General features: G+C 54.7%; 14 protein-coding genes. 7 read left to right on the forward strand and 7 right to left on the reverse strand.

Translation table 11 applies throughout. The features are described from left to right. Window positions 1-34: 34 nt before the first annotated feature. Window positions 35-937 (forward strand): hypothetical protein, encoded by a 903-nt coding sequence (locus tag SFX18_14775; protein ID MDX1964413.1) that lies wholly within the window; start codon window positions 35-37, stop codon window positions 935-937. On the opposite strand, the gene metF is transcribed toward SFX18_14775, so the two are convergent. From metF to SFX18_14790, 3 genes are all read right to left on the reverse strand, one after another. Further along, window positions 934-1,809 carry a methylenetetrahydrofolate reductase [NAD(P)H] gene (metF, locus tag SFX18_14780; GenBank protein ID MDX1964414.1) on the reverse strand — a complete coding sequence of 292 codons (876 nt, stop codon included), beginning with the start codon at window positions 1,807-1,809 and terminating at the stop codon, window positions 934-936. The two genes, SFX18_14775 and metF, sit on opposite strands and share 4 nt — an antisense overlap. Before the next feature lie 340 nt (window positions 1,810-2,149). Next, entirely contained in the window at window positions 2,150-2,584 is a 435-nt protein-coding gene (locus tag SFX18_14785) for a CBS domain-containing protein (protein MDX1964415.1), read from the reverse strand. A gap of 413 nt (window positions 2,585-2,997) precedes the next feature. Next, window positions 2,998-4,287: a DUF1080 domain-containing protein gene (locus SFX18_14790; protein MDX1964416.1), complete on the reverse strand. Its 1,290-nt coding sequence runs from the start codon at window positions 4,285-4,287 to the stop codon at window positions 2,998-3,000. Window positions 4,288-4,420: 133 nt separating this feature from the next. Here SFX18_14790 and SFX18_14795 point away from each other — a divergent pair, with 133 nt between their 5' ends. The 4 genes from SFX18_14795 to SFX18_14810 all read left to right on the forward strand — a co-directional run bounded on the left by SFX18_14795 (window position 4,421) and on the right by SFX18_14810 (window position 12,194). Beyond that, on the forward strand, window positions 4,421-7,399 hold the full coding sequence (locus SFX18_14795) for a hypothetical protein (protein ID MDX1964417.1): 2,979 nt from the start codon (window positions 4,421-4,423) through the stop codon (window positions 7,397-7,399). 191 nt (window positions 7,400-7,590) lie between these two features. After that, the gene (locus tag SFX18_14800) at window positions 7,591-9,288 is read left to right on the forward strand and encodes an arylsulfatase (GenBank protein MDX1964418.1); all 1,698 of its coding nucleotides are present in this window, start codon (window positions 7,591-7,593) and stop codon (window positions 9,286-9,288) included. Between the two features lie 72 nt (window positions 9,289-9,360). Then, window positions 9,361-10,422: a formylglycine-generating enzyme family protein gene (locus SFX18_14805; protein MDX1964419.1), complete on the forward strand. Its 1,062-nt coding sequence runs from the start codon at window positions 9,361-9,363 to the stop codon at window positions 10,420-10,422. Window positions 10,423-10,802: 380 nt separating this feature from the next. After that, entirely contained in the window at window positions 10,803-12,194 is a 1,392-nt protein-coding gene (locus SFX18_14810; GenBank protein ID MDX1964420.1) for a hypothetical protein, read from the forward strand. Between the two features lie 165 nt (window positions 12,195-12,359). Here SFX18_14810 and SFX18_14815 read toward each other — a convergent pair whose 3' ends face one another. Then, on the reverse strand, window positions 12,360-12,848 hold the full coding sequence (locus tag SFX18_14815; GenBank protein ID MDX1964421.1) for a DUF1269 domain-containing protein: 489 nt from the start codon (window positions 12,846-12,848) through the stop codon (window positions 12,360-12,362). Between the two features lie 202 nt (window positions 12,849-13,050). Between SFX18_14815 and SFX18_14820 the strand changes: the two genes are divergently transcribed. Continuing rightward, window positions 13,051-14,142 carry an SMP-30/gluconolactonase/LRE family protein gene (locus SFX18_14820; GenBank protein MDX1964422.1) on the forward strand — a complete coding sequence of 364 codons (1,092 nt, stop codon included), beginning with the start codon at window positions 13,051-13,053 and terminating at the stop codon, window positions 14,140-14,142. Between the two features lie 548 nt (window positions 14,143-14,690). On the opposite strand, the gene SFX18_14825 is transcribed toward SFX18_14820, so the two are convergent. From SFX18_14825 to SFX18_14835, 3 genes are all read right to left on the reverse strand, one after another. Next, the gene (locus SFX18_14825; protein MDX1964423.1) at window positions 14,691-15,251 is read right to left on the reverse strand and encodes a hypothetical protein; all 561 of its coding nucleotides are present in this window, start codon (window positions 15,249-15,251) and stop codon (window positions 14,691-14,693) included. Continuing rightward, the gene (locus SFX18_14830) at window positions 15,248-15,457 is read right to left on the reverse strand and encodes a hypothetical protein (GenBank protein MDX1964424.1); all 210 of its coding nucleotides are present in this window, start codon (window positions 15,455-15,457) and stop codon (window positions 15,248-15,250) included. Before SFX18_14830 ends, SFX18_14825 begins: the two co-directional genes overlap by 4 nt. 77 nt (window positions 15,458-15,534) lie before the next feature. Beyond that, the gene (locus tag SFX18_14835; protein ID MDX1964425.1) at window positions 15,535-17,025 is read right to left on the reverse strand and encodes a prepilin-type N-terminal cleavage/methylation domain-containing protein; all 1,491 of its coding nucleotides are present in this window, start codon (window positions 17,023-17,025) and stop codon (window positions 15,535-15,537) included. Window positions 17,026-17,764: 739 nt separating this feature from the next. On the opposite strand from SFX18_14835, the gene SFX18_14840 reads away from it, so the two are divergent. Then, a complete protein-coding gene (locus SFX18_14840) occupies window positions 17,765-20,995 on the forward strand; it encodes a tetratricopeptide repeat protein (protein ID MDX1964426.1) in 3,231 nt (1,076 codons plus the stop codon). The last annotated feature ends 68 nt before the right edge of the window (window positions 20,996-21,063 follow it).

A 21,063-nucleotide genomic window follows, 5' to 3' on the forward strand; every position in this document is an offset into this window, starting at 1 on the left:
CTGACCACCATTTTTTCAGACGAGCATTTTTACCATGACCTATCATTCGCGCTTCCGCCGGTTATGGGCGCTTGCCTGGTGTTGCGGGTTGCTATGTTTTGCGACCACCGCCGGTCTGGCCAATCCCGTCAGCAAACTCGTTAGCGAGACGATGGAATATCTGGGCAAGAATTTTGCCCGCGAAGTGGCTGAGCAAGGGACCGAAACCGTGGCCAAGCGACTAGAAACGCTCTCCGCGCGGCATGGCGAGGCAGTAGTCACCGCCGCCACTCGCCGTGTCGGCCCGCGCGCGCTGCGCATTGCCGAGGAGGCCGGCGAAAATGCCCTTCCCGCGTTGACCACGCTTTCAAAATATGGCGACAACGCCCTGGCTGTCGTGACCGATTCGACCCAACTCCGATTGGTGGCCAATCTAGGTGATAACGCCGCAGCGGCCTTGGTGAAGCATGGCAACGCCGCCACGCCGGTAATATCAAAATTTGGCGGCGAAGCCGCCGAGGCGCTGGCCAAACTTTCCAGCCAAGAAGGCCGCCAACTGGCCATCATGGCCAGCGAAGGGACCCTGGCTATCATTCCCCAATCTCCGGCGGTGCTGCGCGTCATTGGCAAATATGGCGATCGGGCGATGAACTTTGTCTGGCGCAACAAACTAACACTGGCAAGTGTGGCGGCGTGCGCGGCATTTGTCAGCAATCCCGAACCTTTCCTGGACGGGGCCAAGGACCTGTCCGTGGTGGTGGCGGAAAACGCGATCAAGCCCCTGGCCCAGGTGCCCGCTGAATTGGCCAAAGAAGCCGGCAAGTCCACGGAATGGACGATTGTGATCGTGACGGGGTTGGTCCTGTTTACCGGGTATGGTGCCTGGCGTTATTGGTTGCGGCAAGTGGTGGAGGACAATAAAATGCGTTACCAATCACCCGAAAGGGGCAAGCATTAGCTTGATTGTATCCCCGCGCTCTCCAGTACCCGCATGGTCGCCGCGGATTTATTTAGCACATAAAAATGGATGCCCGGCACGCCCGCGGCCACCAGTTCCCGCACTTGCCGCGTGGCAAACTCCACGCCAATTTCAAACTGCGCCGCTTCATCCATTCCGGCGGCGGATAACGCGGCGGCAAATTCCTCTGGCAATCGCGCCTTGCACAAACTGGCAATTCGCTGAATCTGCGCAAAATTGGTCACGGGCAAAATGCCCGGGACGATGGGCACGGTCACGCCCAACTTACGAACCTGCTCCACATAGCCAAAGTAGTCCGCGTTATCATAAAACAACTGGGTGATGACGATTTCCCCCCCCAGCGCGACCTTGTTTGACAAATTTTGCAGATCGTCGGCCGCGCTGGTGGCTTCTTGGTGAATTTCTGGATATCCAGCCACCGCGATGCCAAAACGTGGAAATTCGGTATGAATCAGATTGACCAACTCGCTGGCCCAGCACAGCCCGCCGTCTACTGCGGTAAAGCGGGTTTCCCCCTTGGGCGGATCGCCGCGTAGGGCGACAATATTAGAAATGCCGCGTGAGCCAGCCTCCGACAGGTAGGCCCGCAATTCGGCCACGGTGTTACCAACGCAGGTCAGGTGGGAGGCCACCGGCAGGCCATAACGGCGATGGACCGTCTGGCAAATATCCAACGTTTTTTCACGGGTGCTCCCCCCCGCGCCATACGTGCAAGTGACAAAGCTGGGCCGAAAGCGCATCAGTTCGTCCAGGCTGCGGTACATGGACTCTTCTCCCGCCGCCGTTTTGGGGGGAAAGAGTTCAAAAGACAAGCCAAATTTACCGGGACCGTACGCCTCGCTCAATCGCATAAACCGCTCCGCTGATGCCGTGAAGTCTGTTCACCGTATCATACGCGGTGGCCCGATTTTCGCAAAGGTGGCGCGAAAAAGCCTAAAATCGCAGCAATGTACCAAGCTAGTGCTCTGCCAAAGATTCGTTTGTGGATGATCCATAGGCAGCTACCCCACGGTCGGATTAGGAGCGGAAAAAACCGTGGGCTAGCGCCCAGCGGCTGATCTGCCTAACTCGAATCATTAACTTTGACACAGCACTCGCCCACGGTTTATGCAATTCAAACCGTGGGCGTGCATCCTACTGCTAATCAACGTAGAGCGAGGGATGTGCGGACTGGCATACGGCCATTTCACCCTATCCGTGGATATACGACTTGAGGTAGTGGTTTTCCAAGGTCAGTTCTTCGCACTGATTTTTAACCAGATCGCCGATCGAGATCATCCCCACAAGTTCGGTCCCCTCCACCACGGGTAAGTGCCGGACCCGATGCGCGGTCATCAGATGCATGGCTTCTTCAACGGTGTCATTGAGTCCGCCAGCGATTACATCGCGCGTCATGCAGTCCGCCACTTCCAACAGATGTAGCGGCGTATGCATATGAGCCAGGGCGCGCAGGATATCCCGCTCGGTGATAATCCCCTGCATCCGCGATGGCCAGGCGGGGTCCACCACGACCAGGGAGCCTATGTTATGCTGCACCAACTGCTTGACCACGTCATCCAGGCTGGCATTGGCCCGGATCGAATGCACGGCGTGCCCCTTGTTCGCTAAAATATGACGCAACTGCATGGCAACAATCTCCGCAAAGAAAAGAACACCAATCACTAGAAAAGAGTAATTACGCGCTTTGACGGCTATATCCACCAACAACCCCAGCCCGGGATGAGGTCAAATATTGGGCGCACAATCCCGTCACACACGGTTATTAATGCGCCTTCACAAGCGCGATCTTTGCCGTCAACCCGCGGATGCCTCTTATCCGTTGCCGATTGACTTGCTAAACCGGTTGGCAATTTGCAACCATTGCTGCCAGCTCAAAAGAAGTTATCTCTATCTTAGAAAGATCGCTGGTCTAAAATCAAACATATTTGGAGAAAAATTTAGCGGTTCCGCCTTGTGAAAGAATTCACAATGCAAATCATTCTCAATCCTCTCTTCACACACTTATTGGCAATCAATTGCCATGACGAGCAACCCGCCACTCATTTATCAACCGCTTGCCGTGGTAGCATCTCGGCAACCTTTAGCTCGCGGAACAAAATGTCCGTGGTGGGATCATGGCCCTGCAGGGAAAACGTCCCCGCGGCGGTCCGCAGTCCTTTGCGGGGATTGTCGTCAGGTTTGCGGGTGTCGGTCCAATCGCTGACCTGGCGACCATTCACCCAGGCGGCCATGTGCGGACCATGGGCGACAAGGGTAACCGCCGTCCATTCGCGGTCGTTGCTATTGACCAGTCGGGCATTTTGGCGGCGATAAAAGCCCCCCGTACCGCAATCGACCGGCTGCGTGCGATCACCGTTTTTATAGCCGTTTTGAATTTGACATTCGTAGCCTTGGGTAAATTCGCCCGGGATCTGGCGAAAAAAGACCCCGCTATTCAACTGGTCCCCATTGGTCTGGACCTGCCATTGCAAAACAAAATCGCCATACTTACCCGTGCTTTCCAGCATGCCGGGGCCGTTCTTGACTTGCAGTTCGCCCATAGATGTCACGCTGTACTCGCTGGCTTTACCGGGAAAGAGGGTCCAGCCGGTCAGATCCCGGCCGTTAAAGATCGGTTCTGTCCCCAGGGGGAAAAGCTTGAGGTTGCGAAAGGCAATCGGTCCGGTGTTTGCCTGAAGGGCAATCGCCCCCCGACCGAGTGGCCGGGGATCGGTATAGTCCAGCACCTGCTGGCCATCCAGTTTGACCGTGCAGCGCCCTTTGTCAAAGGTCACCTCAAAGCGATGCCACTGGTCATCGGTGGCGGGTCCGTGGGGGGAATGGCTGAGGTCGCTTTTTTGCCGTTGAACCAGGCTGCCGGTGGGAAAAGGGCTAACCTCCGGCGCTGCAATGTTTAGCTCATAGCAGTCCACGGCGGGACTGGTCGGTTTGGCCACGGTGCGCAAAAAAATGCCGCTATTGGTGGTTTCGGCCGCGCGAAATTCCGCGGAAAGCTGAAAATCGCCATAGTCGGTGGTCGTCACTAAAAAGCCGGGCTGCGCGCCGGAACTGCGGATTTCACCAGCGACGACTTCCCACTTGGCGTCGCCGCTGGCGTACCATCCATAAGGAAGCGGCTGGTCGGGACCGGCGGACTCGCCATCAAAGAGCAAAATCCAGCCCGCTTGGATTTCAGCGGGGGAGAGTTGATTTTGCAGCCCGGCGGGTTGTTGCCTGGCGATGGCGCCGTTAAGCCAAAAGAGTAAGGTACCTAGTAAGGCGAGAAAGGTAATCGCGATGCATTTTTCACTTGGAGTGGCGGCGCGATTGGATGTTTGGCGTTGTGGCATTGTGATAAAAAATAATTGTTCGGTGTTTTCTTGGTTAACCCACATGTCATTAACAATTGTTGATATGATACAAAAATGATTTAGATTTTGCCATTCGTTGCGGAATTTTCCGGCATATTGTTTCTTTAATCGCATGCGCTTCACTGAACTTGTCATTCTGCTCCCTTGCCACAGCCTCGAAGATTTTCCGTTGTACCATACGGGCGATGACGCCAGCGGACTCCTGGCCGCGTGGTCGGCCCTCTGGCATCCGGTTCTCTTAGCGCAAGCACAAAAACTCCCCACTTGGGCCCGCTGTGATGACCCGCCCCAGGATACTACGGGCAAGCTCTTGCTCTTGCCTGGAACCTTTGGATGTGACCTGCCCAGTGATTATGCCGCGCAAGTGGCGGAGCAGGGGGGCGTGCTGATCATCGGGGGGCCGGATCGCACTGAAATCCTGAACCAGATTTTTAAGTATAACCTTGCCACCGGGCAAGACAGGGAGGAAGCAACAATCCCGCCGGAGCAGTTTGCCCTGGTGGATGACTTTTTTGCCCTGGCATTGGGTTACCTCTGGACCGAGTTGCTGACCCGGCGGATGCGCTACATGAGCCTGGTCGAGGAGGCCCGCTTTGGAGAATTAGCAAGTTTGGCCGCGCGGGTTAGCGCCCTGGGAGATGCGGACCAGACGCGCACCCATTTGCAGGGGGCCTTTGATCTGCTACTGCAGGCCCGTAGTCATTTTTATCCGGTGGATACCTATTGGCTGAATATCCTCTTGGTCAATCCACAATTTGCGGGAGCAAGCCTGCGTCGGGAACTAGCCACGGAACGCCCACAAAACATCCTGTTGTCGGCCAAGTCTCTGGCAGAAATTGCCGCCGCGGAGCCGGAAACGCTGGAACTTATTCGGGCGGGTTTGGCGGCGGAACGACTAACCGTGATCGGCGGAGACAATGACGGAGCGGAATGGCCCATTCACAACGCCGAAGCGATTCTCGCGGATTTGCGCGCGGGAGGAATGGTATGGAAGAAGTTGCTCGACCAAGAGCCACGCCACTTTGGCCGCCAGCGGCATGGTCTGACGCCTATTTTACCAGGCATTTTGCAAAGCTTAGGTTATCAGTCGGCTTGGCATATCACCTTTGACGAGGGGCGGTTTCCAGAATCGCAAAAAACCAAAACCAGTTGGGAAGGTTGGGGGACCAAGGGGATCGAAGCGATTGGCCGGTTGCCGCTGCACGCGGGAGAGTCCGCGGCGCTGCTGAACCTGCCGGAAAAACTAGGGGCAACGATGGACCATGACCATGTGGCGGTGATGGTGTTTGTCCATTGGCCGGGGCATGGCAGCCCGTTCTTTCATGATCTCTTGCGGATTCACGACTATGCGCCGGTGTTGGGACGATTTTGCACATTTGAACAATTCTTTAACGACAGCGTCGGCACCGGCGACTACAGCTACTTCCAGGCCGATCAGTACCGCGCACCGTATTTGACGCAAACGAGTGCGCCTTACGCAACCAATCCCATTCTCGCTCGCCAATCCGCGTTTCAACAACGACTAGCCAATCAGCAGCAAATGATTCTGCGCGGCTTGGCCGGAGCGCTTTGCCAGCGTGACTGCCGCACGATCACCGGGGAGCAGATTTTGCCTTTATTAGCCACGGGACTGGGGGGAACAAACTGCGCGGTAGATAACCAACAGCAACTCCAAAATCCTGTACCCCTGGGTGTATTGCTGGTCAATCCCACATCGGCCTCCGCGCGAGTAAGACTGGTATGGCCAGCCGCCTGGGGAGACTTGCCACTGATCAATGGCATGGTCAAAGCCGCGATCCCGCTCGCCGCCAATGATCCAACTTCTATGAGTCCCGGCCAAACCTCCTCAATTAGCGGTGAGTTGATTGTGGAAATTCCCGCGCTCGGTTTTTCTTGGGTAGGCAAGGCAAACTCAAAAACTCCAGGAGGCCAAAAATCAGCCAAAAGCGTGCTAGGTAGCTTATTTCCAGGTCGAACGACCAAACTTGCCTCTCCAATTGCCACCCAATGGCAACTGGTAAACGAATTGGTCGAAGTGACAATCAGCCCCCAAACCGGCGGAATCGTGGGCGTGCGCGATTTAAAACACCGGGGAAATCGGCTGTCGCAACAACTGGCGTGGCGGCTCCCAGACAGTACCAACGGCCAGTCGTGGGAAGACGAGCCGACCTATGCCACGATGCGGGCCACTCAGCTAGAAATCCAGCACAATACCGGAGTGCTGGGACAAATTGTCAGCCGGGGTGATTTGGTCGATGCGGGGGGAGAGGTCTATGCCCGCTTTGAACAGCAAACCAGCCTGGCGGCGGGGAGCCGGGTGGTGGAACTAACAATCAAAGTTTGGCCGTTAAAACCCTTGCAGCCTGATCCGTGGCAATCCTATCTGGCCTGTCGCTGGGCGTGGCCGCACGAGACCCAAGAGCTGTGGCGCAGCGTGCATGAGGCCGCGCAACTGACTACGGCCAAACGGATCGAAGCGGCAGACTTTGTGGAGATCCGCGATGAAAAGGTCCGCACCACGATTTTGACGGGGGGCTTGGCCTTTCACTTACGTACGGAATACCGCAAATTCGACACGCTTTTAGCGGTTTCGCGCGAGGAACCTCCCGCTAACCAACAACCTTGGGTTTGGCGGTTGGGGATTGGACTGGATTTGCCGAATTGTGCGGCCGTTGCCAGGCAGTTTGCGTTGGGGGCTATATGCCATCAACTCAACTCATCCGCTACAAATGACGTACCAGTATCATTGAATAGTAGGGTTTTGCCCGGTTCTGGCTGGCCGAGCGTCAATTGCGACTGGCCCGGAGACCGGCCCACAACCGGCTGGCTAGTGCATGTGGATGTGCGGGATGTCCTGGTAACGGCCATTGAATCTTTACTGCAGGAAGACCGTGTGTGCGGCCTGCGGCTACGCTTGCAAGAAACCGCGGGGTTAGCCGGGCCAGTCCACGTGCAACTGTTTCATCCCATCAGCTCGGCCCAGCGCATTCAATTTAGCGGGGAAGCCCAAGAGATTTTGACTATTGAAAATAATCGCGTGCGCGTTGATCTGGAAGCATACGATTGGGCCGAGATTGCCCTGTGGTGGTAAGTCCGAAACATTGCAGATCCGGGATTGCAAGAATAGTTCCTGGCGAGACTTGGGGATTTTTATAAAATTCACTAAAAAACACCAGCATGTCCGTTTTCAAAATGATTATCTTACCCTAATATGTTTAGCTATCGCGGTGTAAAAAAAGCACCCGGATACCGACGCACACTCTTTTCTTGGGGGAGGATCGCATGTTGCCCGCATCCAAATTTGGGACAATTATTCTATTGGCCGCATGTGCGGCTGGAGGTTGGTTAGCCGCGCAAGTCCCCTCTTCTATTGGTTCCCTGGCCACGCCTCGTCAATTGCCGGCTGCCGAACCGGTCCCCGCCGCCATTAACACTGATGTTGCCATACAATTGGCTCGGCGAAATCAACAGGTCACCGCCAATCTGCAAGCCAGCGGGAAAAAGCCGAACATCCTGGTGATTTGGGGGGATGATATTGGCACTTGGAATATCAGCCATAACAACCGGGGAATGATGGGATTTCAAACGCCCAACATTGATCGGATTGCCCGGGAGGGGATTTCCTTTACGGACTATTACGGCCAACAAAGCTGCACCGCCGGCCGCGCGGCGTTTTTGGCGGGTAATGTGCCGGTGCGCACCGGCATGACAAAAGTAGGTTTACCTGGCGCAAAGGAAGGCTGGCAAAAGACGGATTGCACAATTGCCACGGTCATGAAAAGCCTGGGTTACTCAACGGGTCAATTTGGCAAAAACCACCAAGGCGACCGGGATGAACACCTCCCCACGATGCATGGTTTTGATGAATTTCTGGGAAATCTGTATCACTTGAACGCCGAAGAAGAACCAGAAAACGAGGATTATCCACGGGCCCCCGAATTTCGCAAACGCTTTGGCCCGCGGGGAGTTCTCAAAACCAAGGCCGATGGACGGGGAGGCCAAACCATTGAAGACACTGGTCCCCTGACCAAAAAACGGATGGAAACGATTGATGAAGAAACCGTGGCCGCCGCCCAGGACTTTATCAAGCGGCAAAACGCCGCGGGCAAGCCCTTCTTTTGCTGGTGGAATGGCACGCGGATGCATTTTCGCACCCATGTAAAGGCCGAAAATCGCGGACTATCCGGTCCCAGCGGCAATGAGTATCACGACGGCATGGTGGAACACGATGGACACGTGGGGCAATTGCTAAAATTGCTGGATGACCTGGGGATTGCTAATGACACGATAGTGTATTATTCCACTGACAACGGGCCGCACTACAACACCTGGCCCGACGCGGGAACAACCCCCTTTCGCAGCGAAAAGAACTCCAACTGGGAAGGGGCTTATCGCGTTCCGGCGTTTATTCGCTGGCCGGGACAGTTTCCGGCGGGAGTGACGCTGAACGGGATTGTTTCCCACGAGGACTGGCTGCCGACATTTGCCGCCGCCGCGGGATCAACCAATATCGCCGAACAACTTCGTTCCGGAGTGGAATTGAACGGGCGCAAGTATCGCAATTACATTGACGGCGTGAATCAGTTGGAATATTTACGGGGAAAAACACAGGAATCACCCCGCAAGGATTTTATTTACGTCAATGACGACGGTCAGATCGTGGCTATCCGCTATAGCGACTGGAAAGTCGTATTTCTCGAAAACCGCGGCCAGGCCTTTGGCGTTTGGCGCGAGCCCTTTACCGAACTGCGCGTCCCTCTCTTGTTTAATTTGCGTCGCGACCCCTTTGAAAAGGCCCAGCATAACTCCAATACCTACAACGATTGGTTTTTAGATCGGCCATTTATCGTGGTTCCAATTCAGGGGATCGCCGCGAAATTTTTGCAAACGATGAAGGACTATCCACCCAGCCAAACCCCGGGTTCGTTCAATCTGGAAAAAATTCAAAAACAGATTGAAGCGGGAGCGAGCGGAAAGTAATCCGTTCGTCTCCGGTCAATTCAATTAGCGTCGGGACAATAGTTTATCACCTCCCACAATCTCCCAATTGTTATGCCCAAAACCCCAACCACGACTGCCCAGGCGACGGCTGCTTGGCTTTCTCCGTGGATTTGGGGCGGGGGACTAGTGGTCTTTGGTCTGAGCTATGTTATTACGCAGTGGCTGCAACATGCCACGCTTACACGGGGCATGGTGTTGATCCCTGGTGGTGAATTCATCATGGGATCCACCATTCAGGGAAACGAGCAGCCCGAACACAAGGTCGCCGTCCGCGGCTTTTATCTGGACGAACATGAAGTCACCAACGCCGAGTTCGCCAAATTTGTGGCGGCGACCGGCTATGTGACCGTCGCCGAAAAAGCGCCCGACTGGGAGGAAATGAAAAAAACGCTCCCGCCGGGGACACCCGAGCCAGACAAAAGCGTTATGGTTCCTGGTTCATTGGTCTTTTCCCCGCCGACTGGCCCCGTTCCGCTGGAGGATGTCCGAAATTGGTGGCGGTGGCAACCGGGCGCGAATTGGCGGCACCCTACCGGACCAAATAGCAACCTCGATGGGTTGGACCAGCACCCCGTCGTCCATGTCGCCTGGCCGGATGCCGCAGCCTATGCGGCCTGGGCGGGAAAGCGGCTCCCAACCGAGGCGGAGTGGGAGTACGCCGCCCGGGGGGGACTGGCACAAAAGCGATTTACGTGGGGGGATGAAGAGCCGACCGACCAAACCGCCAATCGGGGCAATATCTGGCAAGGGGACTTTCCCCACAAAAACACCAAAATTGACGGCTATGACCGAACCGCCCCGGTCAAGAGTTATCCCCCCAACGGTTACGGTTTGTATGATATGGGGGGGAACGTCTGGGAATGGTGCGGAGACTGGTACCGGGCGGATGCCTACCTTTTACGCGCCGGTGGCGGGGTGATTGACAATCCCACCGGGCCTGTGGATTTTTGGGATCCGGCGGAACCGCAAGTCCCCAAACGGGTCATGCGGGGCGGGTCTTTTTTGTGCCATGTTATCTACTGCGAAAGTTATCGCCCCGCCGCGCGCCGCGGCACCGATATCAATACTAGCATGTCGCACGTGGGCTTTCGCTGCGCGCGGGACGCGCCGTAAACGGCCTCGTGGGGAAGGTGCCCGCCACTCTCAATGTTGATCGGGACAATAGTCGGGAGACTCTTTGTTTAAATGCGTGCGCGGCGACCTGCGTGGGGCGGGATACGATAAATACCGCTTTAAACACGCCGATACATTCCCCCCCCGGATAATGGATACAGTCGGGATTTGCGAATAAGCTCTCATTTTTTGACACAATTTTCCTGGCAACACAAAAATAACTTGTATTTGGCCGGGCGAATAGCTTTAACTAAAGGAAGTGTCGCCCCGGGGGAGCGAACATTTATTTTTAACGCAAATTCCACACACGGGAGATTCAAGCCATGCTATTCCCTAAGGCCTCACGCGCGCTTTCAAACCATTCGTCACCTCAGGGAAAAATGTACTACCGTGGAAAAAGCTATTCCCGCTTGAAAAATCGGGGTTATGAATCATTGGAAACTCGGCTATGCCTGGCGGTGGACTTTGATTTTCGCGATGGCGTTTTGACGTTGACCGGGGACGATGACGTCAACATGATCAAATTGGTTCAAAGCGCCGATCTGCAAATTACGGCAACCGCTGATGGCGTGACCAGCACATTTAACGACGTGCAATCCGTGGTGGTTAATTCAGGGGAGGGAAACGATCATATCCATTCGAGCAAGCCTAAAGATATCGTCGTTGTGGGTTCCAAAATTAAGATCAACGCCGGCGCGGGGGATGATCATGTCGTGCTGACGGACGCTAATGAAGAACGAAGGGCGTTCCTAGCGCGTCCCGTTCTTTTAAATTCCACAATCGCGGCGGAGATTGACCTGGGGTCCGGACGGGATTCACTTAAAGTCGATCTGCGCAAACATGACACGCTGGAACTGGATTTAGTTTCGACCGACGGTGGAGAAACTGTGGCGATAATTTTGCTGGTCCCTGCGGTGCAAAAAATCCGCGAGTCCGCCGCAAGGATGAATATTAACATTGACGCGGGGGGGAACCTGCTAACGATTAACACCCGCGGCATGGATCAAGTCAATTTGTCCTTAAATCGCGTTGCGCCGGCTGATCTGACCGCCGCCCCCGTGCCACGGCAATTAACGGATACCATCGCCATTCGCGGCGAGCATCTTCCCGGGACGCTCGGTGACGCCCGCGCGCCGATCGCCGGATCTTATACGCTCAACAGCACCTTAAAAGAATCACCCGGCTCCGTCGTCATTCATGACCTGTGGCGAATTGCCACCCAAGGATTTGGCAAAAACTCGCTATCGGTCTCCGGTGGTTCCGGTCGCGATACGGTAAGCGTGGGCGTGAATCACCCTGATTTTATATGGTTTCCCCGCCGCGTGTCGCAATCCCTGGAAATGAATTTCAATTTGGGAGCGGGTGACGACCTTTTGCAAGTCTCCACGGAAGACGTCGCGAAAGTCGACGCCAAACTTAGCTTGGGCGAGGGGAACGACACGGCTATCATCCGTCATCGCGCATTTGCCATTGTGGATCGGACACAAATGCAAGTCTTTGCCGAATTAGGTTCGGGAGCGGATTCGTTCTTGCTAGATACCTATGGCTATCATGATATTCAAACGAGCCTGGATTCCGGACCAACGGGTGACGGAGCGGATAAAATTCTTGCCAGGCATCTAGCGCGCCGCCCACGGCCAGTCAGGTATCTTCGCAACAGCCTGGACGAAGGGGCGGATAGCGCGCTGGCAATTGTTTCCAAGTCGTATAAGACCGAACAAACCGTCACCGGCAACCAAGTGCGACAAACCACCATCATTCAGGAAATCTAAGTCTTTCCTGGTTTTATAACAAAGAATGGATTTCCATCCTCAACGGCCAATTACCTGTGTTGGCCGTTGACCTTGACAACAATAAACAAACAATAGTGCCAACTCGGGCTGGAAGGATAACTTGCCGGCTATAATCCTCCGCGCTGATCGCAGTGATTACATTTCCTATGCCTGGCTAAATGCCGCGCGCAGCTTTTCTTCTTGTTCGTGCGACAGGTTCGTTGCGATCAATTCCAGCGGCACCTCCTTAAAGGCTTCCGCCACACGGTCCACCACTGCGCCCGTGGACATCAGAAACAACGCCGAGGTCCCCTCGGTCACTTGCTCGCGGATTTTCTTGATAAATGTGTCGTCGATGCCATAATCTTGAAAGGCCCCGCCCAACGCGCCCATCGCCGCGCCAATGGTCAAACCAAAAAGGGGATTCATAAAAATTAAGCCAAACAGCATTCCCCAGAACATCCCCCCCATCGCCCCCGCCGCCATCAGATTGACCAGTTGCTTGGTGCTGGGGGCTTTTTGGCCAGCTGGCCAAGCCACGATCGCCGCGTCCTGCACGGTAATCAAATGCTGGGATTGTAGATCTTGAATTTTTGCCAAGGCCTCTTGGGCTCCCGTGGCGGTGGGAAATTTCATAACGGATACGGTGGCCATGGCAAAAACTCCGGTAAGGGGGGAAACTAGGTAAAGCTTTGTGTATTTTGGTTGACGAACAAACGTCCGTTATTTTACCGTAGTATAGCGCGCAATGCACGCTTGCCTAGATTTGCATTCTGTTATTTCCCCCGGTACATTAGCCCTTTGTTAGGATTGTCCAACCACCACCTGTCTCTTTGTCCAACTCTGGGGGTTTGCCATGCAGATTCGCATTTTGCCGCTGGGTTGCGGTTCCCGAGCCGCCGTCTTGTTGATTGCCGTTGGTCTGACCGTTTATGGCGGCATACGCTGGGTGCTTGGTGAGGAGAAAGCGCACGCGTCAAAAACCGCCGCCAGCGCGGTTAATCCTCCGGAGACCTTTGGCAAAATTGAACGCGTCGATCCCGCGCTGGATAAAATTTTGCCCGCCGACGCTAAGTTGCAAAAGTTAGCCACCGGCTTTGATTGGTCCGAAGGACCGGTCTGGCTCCCCGCCAAGAAAACACTGCTCTTTTCGGATATCCCGCCCAATAACATCCTGATGTGGGACCCCGCTGGCAAGAAGCTAACGGTCTTTTTGCATCCCGCCAGCGATATCGGTTCTGTCAAACGGGGTGGAGAACCAGGCACCAATGGACTGCTTTTGGATAAGGAAGGGCGCCTGGTCACATGCGAGCATGGGCGGCGGTGCGTATCCCGTTTGGAAGCGGACGGCAAGCGAACCGTTTTAGCCGACAAATATAACGGCAAACGGCTGAACAGCCCGAATGACGCGGCGTATCACTCCAACGGCGATTTGTACTTTACCGATCCCCCGTATGGCATGGAAAAGGGCTGGGACGATCCCGCCCGCGAGCTGGATTTTTGTGGGGTTTACCGCCTCTCTCCCGACGGCAAAGTGACGCTTCTGACCAAGGAACTGAGCAGGCCCAACGGCATCGCTTTTTCGCCGGATGAAAAAACGCTGTACGTGGCCAATAGTGACCCCGCGCGGCCGATCTGGATGGCCTTTGACGTGGAAAGCAGCGGTGAACTGGCCAACGGGCGGGTCTTTTTTGACGCCAGTGCCTGGGCCAAGGGGGGGCGCAAGGGATTGCCAGACGGGTTAAAGGTTGATCAACACGGCCATGTGTTTGCGACGGGACCGGGGGGCGTACATATTTTTTCCCCGGCTGGAAAGCACCTGGGAACCATCGATACCGGCGAAGCGACCGCGAATTGCGGCTGGGGCGAAGATGGCAGCGTGCTGTATATCACCGCGGACATGCACCTGGGCCGGATCAAAACCACGACCAAGGGAGCGGGGTGGTAGGGGGGAACCATCCACCGCAAAGCGGATCAGTAACACCGCGAAGCGGATCAGCAACAAAGACTAGCAGTCTGTTGAACTTCAAACCGCATACACGGATCCTGGTTATTTACCACAAAAATTTGTACCAGCAATCACTTTTCAACAGACTGCTAAAAATAAGTGAAAAACGTTTTTTTTGATAAAGTATTTTGAGAACACTAATCTTCGCTCATCGACACTAATCCAGAATGCCATTTTGCCACCGCAGTCCATCTAAATGGTCTGTTTGGTTTGAAAAACTGTCTGGATTAGCGAAGATCAGTGCGGATTAGTGTTCAAATGATTTTTTAATTAAACCCAGATCAGGTTGCAATGCCAAACCGCACGAAGCTTATTTTGCTGTCTATGTAACTCAAACGACAAGCACGGCTAATGTTTTTTTGAGTTCGCCAAAACCACGATATATTATGTCAACCAGGGTTTATTAACCATGTTGCTAGCGGTTGCGGCGTCGCGACTAAACCAGGCGATGCCTCCTTTTATCCGCAGGAACGAGGCCAACACAACGGCTATTTTTGGCTTAATTCCGCGCGAATTTTTTCAAGCAGTCGCTGCGAGTCGTGGTACTCGCACCAATTTTCAATATAGGGCCAGTCCAAAGCGTCCCCTTGAACGGCAATTACTCCTTTGATGTCTGCAAGGTCCTTGCCCCGGTTGGCGATTTGCAACCAATTTAGCTTGGTCACTAATACATCTTCGGGGGTGAGAACATAGACGTCGCGATTTTCTAGCGGCAGTTTTTGCCGTCGCGCAAAGCGCGCTTGGTCATGGGGATCGGCGGAAAGCTCGAATAGCTCTATTAGAAAAACGGTGGCGTTATGAGTCACCGCTGTTTTGACAGTCCCGGAGACAGTTTCGAACTGCATTTGCGGATCGATGGAAAACTCCGGTAAGAGCGCGGTTCTTAACGTGGTGTGCTGGCCGTGTGCGGTTTGGATGACAATATCCGCATCGAGCGTAGCGCGCATAATGCCGTAAACATTGCTGGCGAAAGAACCGAACAGCACATACGGTATGCCAACGATCTCCAAGGCGTCGATAACTCGCAGCAAGATTTCCGCTTGGTTCACGCTGATGCTTCCAATTCGCGGGCAATCCTGTGCCTGCGCAGGATCTCGGCAACAACTTGCTCATTCGTGGCCTCCGGATGCTGCGCGCGAATTCCCGCCACCATGAAGCTACGCGCCAGATCGCATAGCTCCAGGGAAGCCCGCAAGCGTTCCACTGGCGTCATTTGCTTGGATCGAGAGACTTCCGCCCAAAAACCATCTACCATGGAATGTCTGGTCTTTCGCAATAGTATAGTTGACCATAGCATTTAGAATGATACGCCACCCATACTTATACCAAACCCTACTCCGGCACGAATGTCTCTTCCACGCTGACGGAGCGCACGGATTTGGAGCTTGGCTCAAACACCCGCAGGCGGATTTGCACGCCGCGCAGCGGTTGCGGATAGGGAGGCGCGGTTTCCCGTTCGGCCGGGTCGTCAATGCCGTTGACTCCATCGCTATCAATGCCGTCGGTTCCCTGGTCGGTGCCGTCCGCCCGATCCTGGTCCAGGGCATCGTTTTCATAGCCAAAACTCCAGGTATCATAGACGCAGGTCATGGGTCCGGTGGTGACATTAGGCACGTTGTACAGTTTGCCGGGGGCCGGATTGGTAAAGTTCATCCCCCGCGCAAACAGCGGCCAATTGTTCTTATTCGCCCCATAGGGATTGGTAGGATCCAGGGCAATTCCCAGGTCAATGTAGGTGCCGTAGGAATTGGTGGGATTATTTGCATTTGTAAATCCCTGATCTGTCGGCTCCACATTGTAGCCGCCGGAATTCCGCAAAGGGGCCGTTGGATCAAAGACCTTAACATCAAAATTCAGCACATTCGATAGCACAATATCCTCACCCGCGCGATTGCCGGTGAGCGGCATCTGGCTCGTGTTGTTAAAGATTTGAAATTCCAGGGCCGGGTTAAAGTTCGCGCCTCCGCGGCTATACCCATTGTAATGAAAAGCCCGATTTTTGCGCAAATTGAGCGAATGCAGGGTGGCGTATTCGCGATTCGTCGCTTGATTCGAATTGGGTGACGAATTGGGCTGGTTGGCTACGTCCCGCAGTTGGCTGCCGTTAAAATAATTATTGCCATTCAACGGCTGATCCTCAGTAAACGTGTTGCCCACACTGGCCTTTACCAAGAATATCCGGCGATGCAGATTGTATGTCTGGATGGGGGTGGGATTGCCGTTCTTATCCTTGCTTTCGCCAAAATAAACCGTTCCGGGCGTGCAAAACCAGACCACTTCCGCCACTTGTGATTGAATTGTCGTGGCCGTTCCATTCGGTCCGTTTAAATATTCCTTCCCCACAAAGGGCAACCCCTTGCTACGGCTGGTAAACAACAGGATGTCATCCACGTCCCCTTGAAGCTTGTAATCAAAATAACCGGCGGGCAGATTCCCGTTTGTGGTATTCCTTACAAAGGGATTGTTGACAAGGTCATAAGGCATTGTGTTGTCTTTTAGCTGATACCGCCCATCGTCCCGCATCGGCCCTTCGATGATACTAAAATAGCCGTTTCCCTCCTCGGGCCGTTGCCAAACAATTCCGGGGCACGTGGCCCCCGCTAGGTCGCTGCGCAAGAGCAACTGCGCGGACCGCAAACGGTTCGAGACCTCAATCTGCGAGCGACTGTCGGCGATGCCGCTGCCGACGCTCCCCAGCACGGAAATCACTGCGCCCATGACAATCAGCGTGGCCACCAAGGCGACCAAAATTTCAACCAGTGTTAAGCCGCGCCGGGGGGAGGCGGGACCCTGCGAAACAACAACATTTCTAGCGGGGTACATGCCCAAACTTGAAACAGAAGTAAAACTATGTGCAAAAACTGCCGGCGGGACCAAGGACATAGAGGGAAAGCTCCAAAAGAAAAGTAAAGCCGCCGCCGGACTATTGCGAAGGACGAATGTGGCATCCCCCCCTTGGCCCTGGTTGGGGAAGCGACCGGTGAAGCGACTAGTAATAGTATATCCAATTTTACCAAAAAAGTGCAAATTTACCGGCGGGACAATCCTCAATCAGCTCATTTTTTTAGAATTTCAGCGGTGTAAACCCCTTTCCGGTAAAATTCTAAATTTTTTTCTCCTGTGGCGAACTCACCGCCACTCCCCTCCGTAATGGCTGAAGAGTTTTAGAAATGGGGGGAAACATTTCCAAGACTTCCCAGTTTCACATCTGGCCCGTCCCGTCAACCGTCCATCATTCTGTCTAGCAGGGGATATAAAATTGCCGATCACCCGCTTGCCCGGATAGATTTTTAAGGACTGTTGCCACAAAGACTGGTATCCCTGTGACAAAACTGAAATAATACATCCTATGCGTGGGCGGGGGAATCTCCATCTCTGCCAAGACCCACGCGCCGTGCTTTATTGTGCGGGGGTTTTTCCTTATCCGGCGGATTTGGCCGCTGGATCCCACCGATATCCCCACTGGCTCAACCGACAGATGGCTTTACCAATTTGGCACGCGGCACCGAGGCCGCGCTCCGGTTGTGGCCTGCAATTCAAACTCTCTTCCAGGAGTCTAGGCGTGCGATTACTCCCAAAAAATGGCGGTTTTGCGGGTGTATGGACTTTTCAGGTCATCCTTTTGGGGATGTTGTGCGCGGGTTGGGGGCTAGAATCTCTCGCCCAAGCCCCCGCCACCAAAGCCCCGGCTGCGGAATCCTCCGCCGAAGCCATTCAGCAATTTCGTCTGGCGGTCCCGCTACAAAACAAAGGGAATTATGATTTGGCGGTCGAAGAATGGGAAACATTCTTAAAGCAGTTTCCCCAAGATCCGCTGGCTCCCAAGGCCCGCTATTATGCCGGGGTCTGTTACCAACAGCTAAAGCAATACGACCAGGCCCAGGCCGCCTATGAACAGGTTCTTAAGGAAGCTCCCAAATTTGAGCAACGCGAAGCGGCGTTATTTAACCTGGGCTTGGCGATGTTGGCCAATGCCCGGACCAAAATGGGAGAAGCACAAACAGCACTGTATGGCCGCGGGGCGGAGACATTGGGCCAATTGGTGGCGGATTATCCTCAAAGCGGCAAGCTGCCCGACGCGTTATTCAACCGGGCGGACGCGCTGTACCTGTTAGGCAAAAAAGAAGAAGCCGTGGAAGCTTGGCGGCAACTGTATGAAAAATTTGCCACCAGTCCGCTGCGCGCCGAGACGCTGTATAACATTGGCGTCGCCCAACAAGAACTAAAGCAAATGGACGGGGCCACGGCCAGCTTTGCCGAGTATCTCAAACAATACGCCAAAGAAAAGCAAGCGACGGAAGTTTCGTTGCGCTTGGGCCTATTAAACTATGAACGCCAACAGTTCGCAGAAGCGGAAAAATACTTTGCCGTCGCGGCCGCGGCTCCTGGATTTCCCCAGGCGGATTTTGCACTATTACGCCAAGGGGACGCGCTGCTGAGTCTAAATAAATCGCCCGAAGCCGCCGCGGCCTATAGCAAATTGGCAACTTCTTTTCCCCAGTCGGAATACGCCGCCGATGCCATGCTGCAAGCGGGCAAAGCCTATTATTTGGCGGGCAATCAAGCCGAAGCCCGCGCTTGGCTGGCCAAGTTGACTGCCGATCCCGCGGGCAAGCTCGCCGCCGAAGCGGCCCATTGGCAGGTGCGCAGTTATCTCAAGGAAAACCAACCGCAGCCCGCGCTGGCGTTGCTTGAGCCTATTCTGGCAAAAACCACCGATCCCGAACGACTGGCCGAACTGCAGTTGGACCGGGCCGAGTGTTTGTACATGTCCCCCAATCAAAAAACCGCCGCCCAACAGGCGTATGCCGAACTAGCGGAGAAATTCGCCGATCGCCCCCAAGGCGCCACCGCGCTCTACATGGCCGCCCAAAGCGCGATGGAACTGGGGGATTATGCGACGGGAGACAAACTTGCGGAGCAGTTTTTGGCCAAACATGCCGAACATGCCTTGCGGCCCTTTGTGCAGTTTGTCGCTGCGGAGTGCGCGCTGTTGTCAAATGACGCCGCCAAGGCCGATGAACGGTATAAGCAACTTTTGGAACAACACGCCGGACACGAACAAGCGCCTTTTTGGCGGTTACGCCGGGGCTGGACTTACCTCAAGCAAAAACAATACGACCAGGCGGCCCGGCATTACACGGCCCTCCTGCAGGATCTGAAGCAGCCTGCCCAAATCGCCGAGGCGCAGTATCTTTTGGGAAATGCCCAACTTGAGTCAAACAATCTGCCAGCCGCGATTTCCGCTTATCAGGCGTCCCTGGCCGCCGACGCGCAGGGTCGTAGCGCCGAGGATGCCTTGCTCAATCTAGCTCGTGCCCAGCGTGCCCAACCTGATCTGGCCGCGGCCCAAGCGACTTTATCCAAATTGCTGGAAACCTTTCCCCAGTCGAAACAAGCCGACCGGGTCCATTATCGGCTAGGAGAGCTACGACACGCGGCCAAGGATTACAAGGCCGCCAGCGCGGAGTTTGGGTGGATTTTACAAAACACCCCCCAAAGCCCGCTCGTCCCCGAGGCACTCCTAGGCCAGGCTACCGCCCAGGCAGCCTTGCAGGATTATACCTCGGCCCAAAAGCTGTATACACAGTTAATATCTGATCATGCGGGGCACGCCTTGGCAGTCCGGGCGTTTTTTGGCCGTGCCGGGGTGCGCATTCAACAACAAGACTACGCCGGAGCGGCGGCGGACTTGCAAGAATTTCTGCAAAAAACCCAGGACCCTGCCGAGAAAAACGAAGCCCGCTATCTGCTGGGATACGCGCAAGCTGCCGAAAAGAAATATGATGACGCCATCAAAACCCTCGGCCAGTTGATACAGGACCAGCCGGACTATGCCAACCTGGATAAGGTCCTGTACGAATTGGGCTGGGCACAACAATCCTCTGGCAAAAAAGAGGCCGCTAGCCAAACGTTTGGCCGATTGGTCAAGGACTTTCCCAAAAGTCCCCATGCCGCCGAAAGCGCGTTCAATGTTGGTGAATTTGCTTATCAAGAACAAAAGGACTACCCCGCCGCGGCCCAGGCCTATACCCAGGCGCTCAGCGCCAGCGGCGCAGAGGGTGTGGCGGAGCTAGCCCTGCACAAGTTGGGTTGGGCGTACTTTCAGCAAAATGACTTTGTCAACGCGGCCAAGCGTTTTGAGGAACAAATTAGCAAGTTTCCCCAGGGTAAATGGGTGGCGGATGGTCAATTCATGGGAGGTGAGTGCTTGTTCAAACAGCAAAGGTACGATGCCGCCTTGCCCTTATTAGAAAAAGCGGTCAGCGCGTCGATCTCTTCTCCTGTTTATAAGGAATTAGCCTTGGCCCATGCCGCGCAGGCCGCGTCACAGCTAAAAAAGTGGGACCTATCGCTGAAATTAGGAGAACAATTTTTAAAGGATTATGCTTCGAGCGCGTATCTGCCGGAAGTGCGTTATGAACAAGCCTGGTCCCTGCAAAATCAAAAGCAACTGGACGCGGCGCGGCAAAATTATGAAGCGGCCGCGGCCGCCGCGACCAAACTGGGAAAAAACGAAATCGCGGCCCGGTCCCGCTTTATGTTGGGAGAACTGCTCTTTGAAAAAGGGGAGCACAAAGACGCGATCAAACAATTTTACGCCGTGGCTTATGGCAACGAGCCAAAGACATTTCCCGCCTGGCAGGCAAATTCGCTTTACGAGGCCGCGCGCTGTTTTGAGGTGCTCAAAAACACCGACAATGCCAAAAAACTGTACGACGAATTGGTGGCCACTTATCCCGACAGCGATAAAGTGGACCTGGCCAAGCAGCGGTTGGCCGCGCTTAAGTAGTAACTGTCAAAGATTTTCCTCCCCCGCGACTTTTTAACCAAAAAGCCCCAATTCCGAACGCACGGGGA

The sequence above is a fragment of the Pirellulales bacterium genome (genome assembly GCA_033762255.1).
Taxonomy (GTDB): domain Bacteria; phylum Planctomycetota; class Planctomycetia; order Pirellulales; family JALHPA01; genus JANRLT01.

What these genes read in the sequence shown, in the direction of transcription:
- SFX18_14775 (MDX1964413.1), top strand. Translation starts at nt 35, where the DNA reads ATGACCTATCATTCGCGCTTCCGCCGGTTATGGGCGCTTGCCTGGTGT.
- metF (MDX1964414.1), bottom strand. Translation starts at nt 1,809, where the DNA reads ATGCGATTGAGCGAGGCGTACGGTCCCGGTAAATTTGGCTTGTCTTTT.
- SFX18_14785 (MDX1964415.1), bottom strand. Translation starts at nt 2,584, where the DNA reads ATGCAGTTGCGTCATATTTTAGCGAACAAGGGGCACGCCGTGCATTCG.
- SFX18_14790 (MDX1964416.1), bottom strand. Translation starts at nt 4,287, where the DNA reads ATGCCACAACGCCAAACATCCAATCGCGCCGCCACTCCAAGTGAAAAA.
- SFX18_14795 (MDX1964417.1), top strand. Translation starts at nt 4,421, where the DNA reads ATGCGCTTCACTGAACTTGTCATTCTGCTCCCTTGCCACAGCCTCGAA.
- SFX18_14800 (MDX1964418.1), top strand. Translation starts at nt 7,591, where the DNA reads ATGTTGCCCGCATCCAAATTTGGGACAATTATTCTATTGGCCGCATGT.
- SFX18_14805 (MDX1964419.1), top strand. Translation starts at nt 9,361, where the DNA reads ATGCCCAAAACCCCAACCACGACTGCCCAGGCGACGGCTGCTTGGCTT.
- SFX18_14810 (MDX1964420.1), top strand. Translation starts at nt 10,803, where the DNA reads ATGTACTACCGTGGAAAAAGCTATTCCCGCTTGAAAAATCGGGGTTAT.
- SFX18_14815 (MDX1964421.1), bottom strand. Translation starts at nt 12,848, where the DNA reads ATGGCCACCGTATCCGTTATGAAATTTCCCACCGCCACGGGAGCCCAA.
- SFX18_14820 (MDX1964422.1), top strand. Translation starts at nt 13,051, where the DNA reads ATGCAGATTCGCATTTTGCCGCTGGGTTGCGGTTCCCGAGCCGCCGTC.
- SFX18_14830 (MDX1964424.1), bottom strand. Translation starts at nt 15,457, where the DNA reads ATGGTAGATGGTTTTTGGGCGGAAGTCTCTCGATCCAAGCAAATGACG.
- SFX18_14835 (MDX1964425.1), bottom strand. Translation starts at nt 17,025, where the DNA reads ATGTACCCCGCTAGAAATGTTGTTGTTTCGCAGGGTCCCGCCTCCCCC.